Here is a 12,392-nt window from a genome sequence, read left to right as displayed (position 1 = left end):
AAAAGGGATGCTTTTTACTGTTACTTTTGATTAAAGGCTTTCTTACCAATACGCTCGAACAACCGTGGAAACAGCACATATACAATGCTTCCCATGTTCATCCATCGCGGCAAATTAATTTCCCTTGTATTCGTGAGCATACAATCGACTACTTTTTTCGCTACAAATTCAGGTTTGAGCATAAACCTTTGGACATTTTTCACGTAAGTGCCCTTTTCATCGGCGATGTTAAAAAAATTGGTCGCAATTGGCCCAGGATTAACAGCTGTCACCTTTACATTTAAATCACTAAGTTCCATTCGTAAGGCATTGGTAAACCCGAGAACGGCATGCTTGGAGGCAGAATAGACGCTTGATTTTGGAGTGGCAATTTTACCTGCTTGAGAGGCAATATTGATAATATGACCATAGCGGCGTTCGCGCATTTTCGGCAGCACCATACTCGTACAGGCCATTAACCCGACTACATTGACATCAAACATCCCTTTGATTTCCTCGATTGTCGCTAAATGCGCTTCTCGAAAAACACCATAACCAGCATTATTAACGAGTATATCAATATGGTCAAATCTTGAGTTAATAGTCGTAAAGACTTCCTTTATTTTTTCCGAATCAGCAACATCAAGCTGAAAAACCTCCACCCTTACCTGGTAGCTTTCCTGCAATTCTGTTTGTAAACGTACAAGCTTATCCTCACTTCGAGCAAGTAAAGCCAAATTGGCACCGCTCGCCGCACAAAGCTTTGCGATTTCTGCACCAATTCCACCTGAAGCACCTGTAATGATGATATTTTTTTCCTTTAGTTGTTCCCTTACCATGTTAACACCTCATCCAGCTTGTTTCCCTCTCTCCCCTCCCACCTTTCATGAAAGAGAGAACGGACTTGTGGTCCTTAGTAATAATCTCGCTGATTGAGGTTAAATAGTCAAGCTAAGCAGCATTTTAAGATAAGTTTACTTCTAAACGGAAGGAACAAATTTTGAAAGAGACGAAAAATTTAAAAAACTAATTTCTTGACAGACAGGCAGTTTATCTTGCATAATCACTAATAAAATTCACATTAAAGTACGCGATGAATAAGACCAGTAAATGAGAAATGGCAAAAGTGAGTAAAATCCATGGTACCGCGGAAGACAGACCTTTCGTCCTTTATGGATGAAAGGTCTTTTTGTTTATTCTAAATTCGGGAGGAAATAGTATGAAAAAGCTAGCAATCATCGGTGCAGGATCAATGGCTGAGGCACTAATATCAGGCATACTAGAAAATAAATTAATTGATCAAAAAAACATTTGGGTAACGAATAATGCCAATGAAAAGAGGCTAGAGAACTTAAGAAACCGCTATGGCATCAATAGTACCTATCATTTAAACGAGCTTTTTGAGGGAACAGACGTCGTTATTTTAGCTATGAAGCCTAAAGATGCGGCTACTGCTATTCAGTACATTCAAGGTCATCTAACAGAGCAAATGTTAATTGTCTCTGTCTTAGCCGGTGTTTCCATGAATACGATTGAAACCATAGCTGGACTTCCACTTCCAATTGTCAGGGCAATGCCAAACACTTCAGCTGCCGTTGGAAAGTCAGCAACTGCGGTTGCAATAAATGGACGCGTCTCTCCACAACAAATGGAAACAACCCAAAAACTCTTTGATTCAGTAGGTTTAGCCGCCATTGTCGAGGAAGAACAGCTGGATGCTGTAACAGGCCTGTCTGGGAGCGGTCCAGCATACATTTACTATCTAATCGAAGCGATGGAAAAAAGTGCTGTCGAGGTAGGTCTTGAAAAAGAAATGGCTAGCGAGTTAATTGTCCAAACACTCCTAGGAGCAGCAGAAATGGTGAAAAACTCTAGTAAAACATCAAGCCAATTGCGCAGGGAAGTAACAAGCCCAGGCGGAACAACTGAAGCTGGTATCCGAATTTTAGAGGAACATGGAGTACAGGAAGCAATTATTTCGTGTATTAGAGCAGCCACTGACCAGTCGAAGAAAATGGGAGCAGCGTTAAGTGCTATGCTTGAAACGGTAGACCAGTCATCCTAAAATGGCACGATGTTCCTACCGTTAAACCAGTAACAAAAAGTCAGGGAAGTGTCTAAATGCTTACTATTCTATTTTCAGTTGGAATTCTTGTATGGATCGTATTTCTTCTAGATGGTGTAATCGGTTTACGAAAAATAGATTCTCTTGAAAATGAAACAAGTACGGAAACTGGACCATTATTGTCGGTAATTGTTGCAGCACGCAATGAAGAACAGCATATTAAATCAAGTATTCAAAGTCAGATAAACCAATCATACAAAAATGTTGAGTGGATTCTCGTGAATGACCGTTCCACCGATGCAACGGGGAAAATAATGGATGATTCAAAAGAACAAGATTCACGGATATCTGTAGTCCATATAGATGACCTTCCAGAGGGCTGGCTGGGAAAAAATCATGCCCTATATATAGGAGCTCATCAAGCAGCTGGAAAATGGCTATTATTCACAGATGCAGATGTACAATTTAAAAAACAGGCATTTGCAAAAGCAATCCATTATTTCGAACGGCACCAGCTTGACCATCTAACAGCAGCCCCAAACTTGAACGCTCATGCATTTTGGCTAAAGTCATTCGTTGCCTTCTTTCTGTTCGGATTCTCCTATTTTAAGCGCCCTTGGTCAGCCAATAATCCAAAGTCTAAGGCAGGTACTGGTATCGGTGCTTTTATGCTTGTTTCAAAAGAGGCGTATACTACGTTTGGTACACACGAAGAAATAAAAATGAGACCAGATGATGACTTACAGCTTGGAATAAAATTAAAAAGAGCTGGTTTTCGACAAAAGATCGTCACAGCCCTTACCCTTATTGAAGTTGAGTGGTACGGAAGCTTAAAGGAAGCCCTTATTGGCCTCGAAAAGAATACCTTCGCTGGATTATATTATCGAGTCAGCATGGTATTTCTGGCGATCTTTGGCATTTTCACCACAAATGTCCTACCTTTCATTACCATGTTTTCTGCAAATAAAACTGTTGCTGTCTTGAGTATTGCTAATATTATCCTTTGTGGAATTCTATATGTAATTGTGATAAGAAAATTAACTCTGTTCTCCCCTGCTTTATTTTTGGTTTTTCCTTTTACTGCACTACTGTTTATATACAGTATCCTGCGTGCGAGTATCTTAACCTTTAAAAGAGGCGGGATTGTTTGGAGAGGCACGACCTACCGGTTGAGGGACCTGCGGGAAAGAGATTAGAAATCAGATTTTTTCATAAGCTCTCACCTTTTTGCTATACTAAAGTGTGGTTAGTATAGTAAAAAGGAGGGCTTTTCTTATGCCTGCAAAATTATTTTCTCCCTATACGATTAAGGGTATAACGTTAAAGAATCGAATTGTCATGGCTCCAATGTGCATGTATTCCAGTCATACTGAGGATGGCCATATCCAGAATTGGCACCGCACCCACTATACAAGCAGGGCAGTTGGCCAGGTTGGTCTTATAATTGTTGAAGCAACGGCTGTCTCCCCTGAGGGAAGAATTTCATCTAAAGACGTTGGAATCTGGCATGACGACCATATCGAAGGGTTCAAAGAACTTGTTGGGCTAATGAAAGAGCATGGAGCTAAGACAGGAATTCAGCTTGCCCACGCTGGCAGAAAGGCCGTATTAGAGGGAGAAATCCTTGCACCTTCCTCCATCGCTTTTAATGAGAATATGAAGACCCCAAAAGAAATGACAAAAGCAGAAATTGCCGAAACAGTTGGGAAATTTAAACAAGGTGCAGAACGCGCTGCATTGGCTGGTTTCGATATCATCGAAATTCATGGTGCGCATGGATATTTAATTAATGAATTCCTTTCACCTCTCTCAAATGAAAGAACCGATGAGTATGGAGGTTCGCCTGAGAATCGCTATCGCTTCCTGCGTGAAGTAATTGATGGAGTAAAAACGGTTTGGGAAGGTCCATTGTTTGTAAGAGTGTCCGCTCATGATTATCATCAAAATGGATTAACACCTAAGGATTATGTGGTATTCTGTCAATGGATGAAGGAGCAAGGAGTAGACTTGATTGATGTTAGTTCTGGAGCAGTGGTTCCTGCCGCTATCCACGCCTATCCTGGTTATCAAGTACCATTCTCAGAAACCATTAAACACGGAGCAGAGATTCCAACTGGTGCAGTAGGTTTAATTACAACGGGTGTCCAGGCAGAGGAAATTTTACAAAATGACCGTGCCGATTTGGTGTTTCTAGCTCGTGAATTACTTAGAGATCCATACTGGCCACGAACAGCTGCTAAAGATTTAAACGTTAAAATCGAAGGTCCAAAACAGTACGAACGCGGTTGGATTTAAAACATAAAGAAGCACTTACCGTAATGGTAGTGCTTCTTTTCATAAAAGTGGGATGTTAATCTCTTTATAGTCCTCCGCAATATCCGTATTCGGAAAAATCTCCTGAGCTTCTGTCATCAGTTCTCGCCAAGCAGCTCGATCATACCGAGAACTTATATGCGTCAGGATAAGCTTTTTACAATCTGCTTGCTTAGCCACATCTGCAGCCTGACAAGTGGTCGAATGAAAATAATCATAAGCAAGCCTTTCTTCACCTTTTGAGAAGGTTGCTTCGTGAACCAATACATCTGCTCCCATTGCTAGTGCAATTGCATTTTCGCAGTATCTAGTATCTCCTAGAATGGTTACAATTCTTCCCTTCTGTTCCGGACCAAGAAAATCTGCAGGAATGAGTACTCTACCGTCCTCTAGCGTGACTTCTTCTCCGCTCTTTAGTTTCCTAAAAATAGGCCCTGGCTGGACACCCGATTCAACAAGCTTGTCCGCCAATAAGGTTCCCGGTCTATCTTTCTCAACAATACGATAGCCATAGGAAGCAATACCATGGTCTAGTAATTTTGCCTCCACTAAAAATTGATTGTCTTCATAAATATTTCCTTCATCAATTTCAATAATATTTAATGGATACTTTAAATAAGTCTTACTAACAGCAAGACTGCCCTCAATATATTGCTTAATCCCCGCCGGGCCGAATACAGTTACCTCTGACTCCCCCCCTTGAAACGAACGGCTTGATAACAGACCAGGTAAACCATAAATATGATCACCATGCAGATGGGTGATAAATATTTTCTCGATTCTTCGTGGTTTTATCGAGGTATGTAAAATTTGATGCTGTGTTGCCTCGCCTGCATCAAATAACCAAATTGATCCCCGCTCTTCTAATAATTTTAAGGCAATTGAGGTCACATTTCGGAGTTTAGCTGGAATGCCTGCACCCGTTCCCAGGAAAAACAGATCCATATGATGCCCCCTTTCACTAAAATTGAAATGATATTATAAATAATATAGCATATCACTTGCATAAATGCTCCCTGTCCAATATCCTTTAATAAAGTAAAGTGTGATATGATATTTTCATACATGCTTAGGCAACAATTTGCTAAATCTAAATTGAATACATAAAAAGAGAGGTATGGAACGTGAAACACTCTGAGAATATGACTTCATTGATTATGATATTTGGTGCAACAGGAGATTTGGCAATAAGAAAACTCTTCCCCTCCTTATACCGTTTATTTGCACGAGGTAAGCTAGACAAATTTGCCGTAATCGGAGTTGCCCGCAGGTCACTAACAGAAGCTGAATTTCAAAATTCCGTCAAAGACTCTGTTATGACTGCTTTGGGGGATAAGGAAAATATCGATGAGTTTATTTCTCATTTCTATTATCAGTCACATGATGTAGCAGATTCAAGCTCATATGTTTCATTAAAGAACATGGCAAATCAGATTGATGAGAAATATGGACTTGAAGGGAACCGAATCTTTTATCTAGCAATGGCACCTGAATTCTTCGGTCCAATTGCCTTGCATCTAAAATCAGACGGGCTCACAGATGTAACAGGCTATAAACGCCTTGTAATCGAAAAGCCATTCGGTCATAACCTTCCATCGGCAGAAGAGTTAAATCAACAAATTCGAACCGCTTTTACTGAGGAAGAAGTTTATCGAATTGATCATTATTTAGGAAAAGAAATGGTACGAAATATTGAAGTGATTCGTTTTGCTAATGCCATTTTTGAACCGCTGTGGAATAATCGTTATATCTCCAATATCCAGATTACTTCCAGTGAAGTTCTTGGTGTTGAAGAACGAGGACGATATTACGAAACAAGTGGGGCTTTAAGAGATATGGTACAGAACCATATGATGCAAATGGTTGCATTATTGGCAATGGAACCGCCTATTAGTTTAACAACTGATGAAGTTCGTTCAGAAAAGGTCCGGGTATTTCGTTCATTAAGAAACATTTCTCATGATGAAGTGAATGATTATTTCATTCGGGGCCAATATGGGGCCGGTTTGGTTGAAGATCTAGAGGTGCCTGAATACCGTGCAGAAACAATGGTAAACAAGGAGTCCAATACGGAAACCTTTGTAGCTGGAAAGTTAATGATTGATAATTTCCGCTGGGCAGGTGTTCCATTTTATATTCGAACTGGAAAAAGAATGACAACGAAATCCACAAAGATTGTTGTACAATTTAAGGATATTCCAATGAATCTATACTATCAGCCAGAGAAAATGTTAAATCCGAACCTACTGGTTATTCATATCCAGCCAGAAGAAGGGATAACCCTTCATCTAAACGCGAAGAAGGCTGGCGGTCACCTCGATGCGCAAGAGGTCAAGCTTAGCTTTGCTAATACAGGAATTCATGCAATGAACACTCCTGAGGGATATGAAAAGCTGCTTTACGATTGCATGCGAGGTGATGCGACCAACTTTACTCATTGGGACGAGGTAGCCTATTCCTGGGCATTCGTTGATAAGATTTCGGAAGTTTGGGAGAAAACAAAGTCTGAGAACTTTCCAAATTACCCATCAGGCTCAATGGGTCCAAGAGCTGCTGAAGAATTACTCGAGAAGGATGGTTTCTTCTGGTGGCCAGTGACCGATTTAGCTGTAGATATTTGTAAGTAAATAAAATATAAAAGCTCCGCATTTCTTTAATAGAAGCGGAGCTTTTTACTCTTCATTTTTCTGTGGAAAGGAGCGTAAAAAGTCTTTATTAAAGCTTGTTCCTGTCCCAACATTGTCAGCAGCACCCAATTTATGCGAACCAGCATTTTCAATAATACTCTTTCCATACTTTTCACGTAATGCGGATAGGGTGTTAAGAAGCGGTTCTTTTTTTGCATCTTTTTCAAACGAAAATAAGTCAAGCTGTTTAAAGGCTAATTCCTCTTCGACAAGGTCGTAGCCCGTTATTCCTAACAAACGAACGGCATCGCCATTCCAATGCTTTAAAAACAGCTGTTTTGCCTGTGTCGCTACATCTTCTTGATGGTTAATGGGATTAGCTAGTTTTTTACTGCGGGTAATGGTTTTTCTATCTTTAAAGCGAACGGTAATACCTATCGTTGATGCAAGTACATTTTTTCGTTTCAGCCTTACAGAAACTGTCTCTGCTAACGAATCTAGAACACGAAAAAGTTCTTGTTGATTACCCGTATCTTTGGGCAAGGTAGTTGAGTTACCAATACTCTTAAATTCTAAAACAGACTCAGGGTCTACGGGGCGGGTGTCGATCCCATTAGCCCTTTCCTTTATCCTGATACCATTAATACCTAGCAATGATTTAAGTTGAATCTCGTTACCTTTAGCTAGTTCGCCAATGGTGTGAATGCCGATTGTTGTCAGCTTTTCAGCTGTCTTTTTTCCAACCCCATGCATTTCATTTGTATTTAACGGCCACAATACCGCTGCAATATCACGTTTTCGAAGAATAGTAATACCCATTGGCTTTTTCATATCTGATGCGGTTTTAGCTAAGAATTTATTAGGTGCAATTCCGATACTGCACGGTAAATCCAATTGTTCAAGAATTCTTTTTTGAATACTTTGGGCAATCTCGATTGGACTGCCTAGCTGATAAGATTCTGTAATATCCATATAGCCCTCGTCAATCGAAACAGGCTCCACTAATTCAGTATAGTTTCTAAGGATTTCAAACATTCCAATCGATGCCGCTCGGTATCGATCGAAAGTAGGCTTTTTAACAATTAACTGTGGGCATAGCTTTTTTGCCTCCCATAATGGCATGGTTGTTTTAACACCAAATCTCCTCGCCTCATAGCTGCAGGTAATAATGATTCCCCGTCTTTCCTCCACATTACCAGCGATGGCAAGAGGCTTTCCCTTAAGTGATGGGTCATAAGCCATCTCTACTGAGGCGTAAAAGCTGTTCATATCAACATGTAAAATGACTCTGCCCTTTTTTGGGTACATTTCCTTCATGAGGAGGTCACTCCTTGGGTGAATATATCTATAGTATAACAAAAGGAGAGCCTCATGGCTCCCCGTGAAAAATGGCTATTGATTTGTAACTACATCAATAATGGCTAAGGTCATTTCTGCTAGCTTATTTAACTCTTCAATTGGCATGCGCTCATTTGTTGTATGGATTTCCTCATAGCCAACTGCAAGGTTTACGGTTGGAATGTTAAAGCCAGCAATAACATTCGCATCACTACCCCCTCCGCTATGCTGTAATTCACAGCTTCGGCCAATAGCAGAGGCCGCTTTCCGTGCAATTTCAACCACTTGGTCATCTTCGCCAAATTTAAAGCCTGGGTACATAACTTCAATCTCTACTTCTGCTCTTCCGCCCATTTCCGCAGCAACGGTTTCAAAAGCAGCTTTCATTTTTGCCACCTGGGTTTGCATTTTCTCAGGGATCAGTGAACGTGCTTCTGCTAAGATATCGACACGGTCGCAAACAATGTTTGTTTGTGTTCCGCCCTCGAAGCGGCCGATATTCGCCGTTGTTTCAAAATCAATCCGGCCTAACGGCATTTTGGCAATTGATTTTGCAGCAATCGTAATTGCAGAAACTCCTTTTTCTGGAGCGACACCAGCATGTGCTGTTTTTCCGTAAATGGTCGCTTTTACTTTTGCTTGAGTAGGTGCAGCAACCACTACATTTCCAACTAACCCATCGCTGTCTAATGCGTAACCATATTTCGCTTTCAATAGAGAAGAATCAAGTGCTTTAGCACCAACTAGGCCAGATTCTTCTCCAACCGTAATGATAAATTGAATCATGCCGTGGGCAATATTTTGTTCCTTTAACACACGAATGGTTTCTAACATAACGGCTAAACCTGCTTTATCATCTGCTCCTAAAATCGTAGTACCATCAGTCACGACATACCCATCTTGAATAGAAGGCTTAACACCCTTTGCCGGTACAACAGTATCCATATGCGAAGTGAAATAGATTGGGTCCACTCCCTCTTTAGTAGCGGTGAGTGTACAGATTAAGTTTCCAGCACCATGCCCTGTTACCGCAGTAGTATCGTCTTCAAAAACGTCTACACCTAAATCAGTAAACTTTTGCTTTAGAACCTTCGCTATTTCTGCTTCATACCTTGTTTCTGAGTCTATTTGAACTAACTCTAAAAATTCATTTAAAAGACGCTCATGATTCACCATTCTGTGAAACCTCCATTTATGTATACTCACTGTTCCGTATCAGTTTCAGTATACCCCTTCATAAACCTGTCATCAAATGAAAGACTTAACTTCTTTTAAAGCGGAATATTTCCATGTTTTTTATAGGGTCTTGATTCTTTTTTATTGCGAAGCATCTCGAGAGCCTGAATAATCTTTATTCTAGTTTCACGCGGGTCAATCACATCATCAACCATACCCCTGCTTGCTGCTACATATGGGTTAGCGAATTTCTCACGATATTCCTCAATTTTTTGCTGTCTTACCAGCTCTGGATTTTCGCTATTTTGAATTTCTTTTGCAAAAATAATATTGGCAGCCCCTTGTGGCCCCATCACCGCAATTTCAGCATTAGGCCATGCAAAGACTAAATCCGCTCCAATCGATTTACTATTTAATGCAACATATGCCCCCCCATAAGCCTTTCTAAGAATAACGGTCAGTTTAGGAACTGTGGCCTCTGAATAAGCATACAGAATCTTAGCACCATGTCGGATAATTCCACCATGCTCCTGCTTAACTCCAGGGAAGAAGCCCGTTACATCTTCAAATGTAATAATGGGGATGTTGAAAGAATCACAAGTACGAATGAATCTAGCCGCCTTATCCGAGGAGTTGATATCAAGTCCTCCAGCCATTACCTTTGGCTGATTGCAAACAAGGCCAACGGTTTCTCCCTTAATCCTTGCAAAACCCACAACAATATTCTTTGCAAAGTTCTTTTGAATTTCCATGAACGAGTCGGCATCTGCTACCTGTTCAATGACTCTGCGCACATCATAAGGCCTTAGCGCATCAAAAGGAATCACATCCGTTAAATCCGGTCGGTAATCGTTTTCATTTTCAAATTCAAGTCTTGGCGGCTTTTCTTCATTGTTTTGCGGCAGGTAGCTAAGAAGACAACGGACATCTTCTAATACTTCTTCTTCCGTTTTAGCATGAAAATGTGCGTTACCACTAATGCTATTATGAACATGTGCTCCACCAAGATCCTCGGCAGAAATTTTCTCACCTGTTACAGTTTCAATTACTTTAGGACCAGTAATAAACATCTGACTTGTTTTTTCTACCATAAATACAAAATCTGTAATCGCTGGAGAATACACCGCTCCCCCTGCACACGGGCCCATAATAACGGAAATTTGTGGTATCACTCCAGAATAAATAGCATTTCGATAAAAGATATGCCCATAACCATCAAGCGAAACAACGCCCTCTTGAATCCGGGCACCGCCTGAATCATTTAAACCAACAAACGGGGTACCATTTTTTGCTGCCAGATCCATTACATTAGCTATTTTCTTTGCATGCATTTCTCCTAATGCACCGCCAAAAACTGTAAAGTCCTGTGAGAAAAGGTAAATAGGACGGCCATTTACTTTTCCGTAGCCAGTAACAACACCGTCACCAGGTCCTTTCTGCTCATCAAGACCAAAATCATTTGTTCTATGCTCAATGAAAGGACTTAGCTCAACAAATGACCCCTTATCTACTAATATTTCAATTCTTTCACGGGCTGTCAGCTTTCCTTTCTCGTGCTGTTTTTCGATTCTCTTATCACCGCCGCCAAGTTCTACCTCACGGCGCTTATCGTATAACTCATTAATTTTTTCATAGATATCGATCATTCTGTTTCCATCTCCTTCTTTTCACATAATTCATATAAAACACCCTTAGTTGATTTAGGATGCATAAAAGCGATATGTGCTCCCCCAGCTCCAAGCCTTGGTTGTTCGTCAATCATTTTAATTCCATTTAATGTCATATCCATTATTCGCTCTTCAATTGACTCAACCCCTAGAGCAACATGGTGTATCCCCTCACCACGTTTTTCAATAAATCCTGCAATCGTACTTTCCTCTGAAATAGGCTCTAAAAGTTCTAGTTTTGTTTCACCTGCTTTAAGAAAGGCAACTCTCACCTTTTGGCTATCTACTAGCTCAATTCCTAGCAAAGGCAATTTCAGTACCTCTGTGTAAAAAGGAAGCGCATCCTCAAGTGAGCGCACAGCAATTCCGATATGATCTACCTTTTTGATCATAATGCCCCCTCAATTTCAAAAGTTTTTAATTAGTTCGACAATTACCTTATTCGCTAAAAAATTCATAATTCCTTCCCAAATTGAGAGGTTGTACCATTGTTCCACTGGGCTTTTCCCTGTAAAATAGTATTAAAGTATTTAATTTAAAGGGGGAACCCACCTTGTCTAAGAAAAGAACAAGAAAGATCATTGTCTATTTAATGCTTTTCGCGATGCTGGCCTCAACACTGCTAATTGGAATTGCTCAATTTGTATCATAGTATAATATACAAAAAAGGGACTGTTCTATGATGAACAGTCCCTTTTATTCGTTTTTACCTTATAGCTCCATATTCTTTTGCTAATACCTCAAATGACTTTTTGGAAGAGGTAATTAAAATCTTCGTTCCCAATGGGATGAAAGGATAAAGGGAGGTAATTACCTCATTTTGAGTACGTATACATCCCTGTGAAACATATTGACCAACGGTGGAAGGTTGGTTTGTTCCGTGGATCCCGTATATTCTCCCATCCGTTCCTTTTGCATCAAAACCAATCCATCTCGCACCAAGGGGGTTATTTGGGTCTCCACCAGGTATATCTTTACGACGATAATACGGGTCTTCTGCCTTAACTGTAATAGTAAACAGCCCTTCTGGAGTTAACTCTTGAGTTTTGCCAGTACCAATGCTAACAACCGTTTGAAGCTTGTTATTATCAACGAATGCTAGTTCATTGGTTGTTTTATTAACAATCACAAAGGGGTCGCCAGGAAGCGGATTCGGTCCTAATGGCCATAAAGGAGAAAGGAATATTACAAACATAGTTAGCAGTTTAATCATACAAAGCCACCTCC

Annotated in this window: 12 protein-coding genes; 5 read left to right on the top strand and 7 right to left on the bottom strand. The window is 40.4% G+C overall.

The features are described from left to right. Positions 1-20: 20 nt before the first annotated feature. Positions 21-818 carry an SDR family NAD(P)-dependent oxidoreductase gene (locus BTR25_RS10065; RefSeq protein ID WP_075687946.1) on the bottom strand — a complete coding sequence of 266 codons (798 nt, stop codon included), beginning with the start codon at positions 816-818 and terminating at the stop codon, positions 21-23. A gap of 380 nt (positions 819-1,198) precedes the next feature. Here BTR25_RS10065 and proC point away from each other — a divergent pair, with 380 nt between their 5' ends. The 3 genes from proC to namA all read left to right on the top strand — a co-directional run bounded on the left by proC (position 1,199) and on the right by namA (position 4,339). Continuing rightward, positions 1,199-2,044 carry a pyrroline-5-carboxylate reductase gene (proC, locus tag BTR25_RS10060; protein WP_075687945.1) on the top strand — a complete coding sequence of 282 codons (846 nt, stop codon included), beginning with the start codon at positions 1,199-1,201 and terminating at the stop codon, positions 2,042-2,044. A 56-nt stretch (positions 2,045-2,100) separates the two neighbouring features. After that, positions 2,101-3,240 (top strand): glycosyltransferase family 2 protein, encoded by a 1,140-nt coding sequence (locus BTR25_RS10055; protein WP_075687944.1) that lies wholly within the window; start codon positions 2,101-2,103, stop codon positions 3,238-3,240. Positions 3,241-3,319: 79 nt separating this feature from the next. Continuing rightward, complete coding sequence (gene namA, locus BTR25_RS10050; protein ID WP_075687943.1) at positions 3,320-4,339, top strand: NADPH dehydrogenase NamA; 1,020 nt, start codon at positions 3,320-3,322, stop codon at positions 4,337-4,339. A gap of 39 nt (positions 4,340-4,378) precedes the next feature. On the opposite strand, the gene rnz is transcribed toward namA, so the two are convergent. Beyond that, complete coding sequence (gene rnz, locus BTR25_RS10045) at positions 4,379-5,302, bottom strand: ribonuclease Z (protein ID WP_075687942.1); 924 nt, start codon at positions 5,300-5,302, stop codon at positions 4,379-4,381. Between the two features lie 212 nt (positions 5,303-5,514). On the opposite strand from rnz, the gene zwf reads away from it, so the two are divergent. Then, entirely contained in the window at positions 5,515-6,984 is a 1,470-nt protein-coding gene (gene zwf / locus BTR25_RS10040) for a glucose-6-phosphate dehydrogenase (protein ID WP_217696966.1), read from the top strand. Positions 6,985-7,029: 45 nt separating this feature from the next. Here zwf and BTR25_RS10035 read toward each other — a convergent pair whose 3' ends face one another. The 4 genes from BTR25_RS10035 to mce form a co-directional block, all read right to left on the bottom strand. Beyond that, a complete protein-coding gene (locus tag BTR25_RS10035; protein ID WP_075687941.1) occupies positions 7,030-8,301 on the bottom strand; it encodes a DNA polymerase IV in 1,272 nt (423 codons plus the stop codon). A 75-nt stretch (positions 8,302-8,376) separates the two neighbouring features. Beyond that, positions 8,377-9,498: a tripeptidase T gene (locus BTR25_RS10030; RefSeq protein WP_075687940.1), complete on the bottom strand. Its 1,122-nt coding sequence runs from the start codon at positions 9,496-9,498 to the stop codon at positions 8,377-8,379. A gap of 95 nt (positions 9,499-9,593) precedes the next feature. Further along, positions 9,594-11,144, bottom strand: a complete 1,551-nt coding sequence (locus BTR25_RS10025; RefSeq protein WP_075687939.1) for an acyl-CoA carboxylase subunit beta — start codon at positions 11,142-11,144, stop codon at positions 9,594-9,596. Beyond that, entirely contained in the window at positions 11,141-11,557 is a 417-nt protein-coding gene (gene mce, locus BTR25_RS10020) for a methylmalonyl-CoA epimerase (protein WP_075687938.1), read from the bottom strand. The genes BTR25_RS10025 and mce overlap by 4 nt, the downstream gene beginning before the upstream one ends. A gap of 161 nt (positions 11,558-11,718) precedes the next feature. Here mce and prli42 point away from each other — a divergent pair, with 161 nt between their 5' ends. Then, positions 11,719-11,817 (top strand): stressosome-associated protein Prli42, encoded by a 99-nt coding sequence (gene prli42, locus BTR25_RS27530; protein ID WP_175596747.1) that lies wholly within the window; start codon positions 11,719-11,721, stop codon positions 11,815-11,817. A gap of 54 nt (positions 11,818-11,871) precedes the next feature. Here the strand turns inward: prli42 and BTR25_RS10015 are convergent, their stop codons facing one another. Then, a complete protein-coding gene (locus BTR25_RS10015) occupies positions 11,872-12,378 on the bottom strand; it encodes a L,D-transpeptidase (RefSeq protein WP_075687937.1) in 507 nt (168 codons plus the stop codon). Positions 12,379-12,392: the final 14 nt, after the last annotated feature.

Source organism: Bacillus sp. MRMR6 (genome assembly GCF_001940785.1).
In the GTDB taxonomy this organism is placed as follows: domain Bacteria; phylum Bacillota; class Bacilli; order Bacillales; family Cytobacillaceae; genus Neobacillus.
The sequence above is the reverse complement of the archived record's forward strand: the minus strand, read 5'-3'. Positions and strand labels throughout refer to the sequence as shown.

Coding starts and splice junctions, on each gene's coding strand:
- rnz (WP_075687942.1), bottom strand. CDS start 5,302: ATGGATCTGTTTTTCCTGGGAACGGGTGCAGGCATTCCAGCTAAACTC.
- mce (WP_075687938.1), bottom strand. CDS start 11,557: ATGATCAAAAAGGTAGATCATATCGGAATTGCTGTGCGCTCACTTGAG.
- BTR25_RS10055 (WP_075687944.1), top strand. CDS start 2,101: ATGCTTACTATTCTATTTTCAGTTGGAATTCTTGTATGGATCGTATTT.
- zwf (WP_217696966.1), top strand. CDS start 5,515: ATGATATTTGGTGCAACAGGAGATTTGGCAATAAGAAAACTCTTCCCC.
- BTR25_RS10065 (WP_075687946.1), bottom strand. CDS start 818: ATGGTAAGGGAACAACTAAAGGAAAAAAATATCATCATTACAGGTGCT.
- BTR25_RS10035 (WP_075687941.1), bottom strand. CDS start 8,301: ATGAAGGAAATGTACCCAAAAAAGGGCAGAGTCATTTTACATGTTGAT.
- BTR25_RS10025 (WP_075687939.1), bottom strand. CDS start 11,144: ATGATCGATATCTATGAAAAAATTAATGAGTTATACGATAAGCGCCGT.
- BTR25_RS10030 (WP_075687940.1), bottom strand. CDS start 9,498: ATGGTGAATCATGAGCGTCTTTTAAATGAATTTTTAGAGTTAGTTCAA.
- BTR25_RS10015 (WP_075687937.1), bottom strand. CDS start 12,378: ATGATTAAACTGCTAACTATGTTTGTAATATTCCTTTCTCCTTTATGG.
- proC (WP_075687945.1), top strand. CDS start 1,199: ATGAAAAAGCTAGCAATCATCGGTGCAGGATCAATGGCTGAGGCACTA.
- namA (WP_075687943.1), top strand. CDS start 3,320: ATGCCTGCAAAATTATTTTCTCCCTATACGATTAAGGGTATAACGTTA.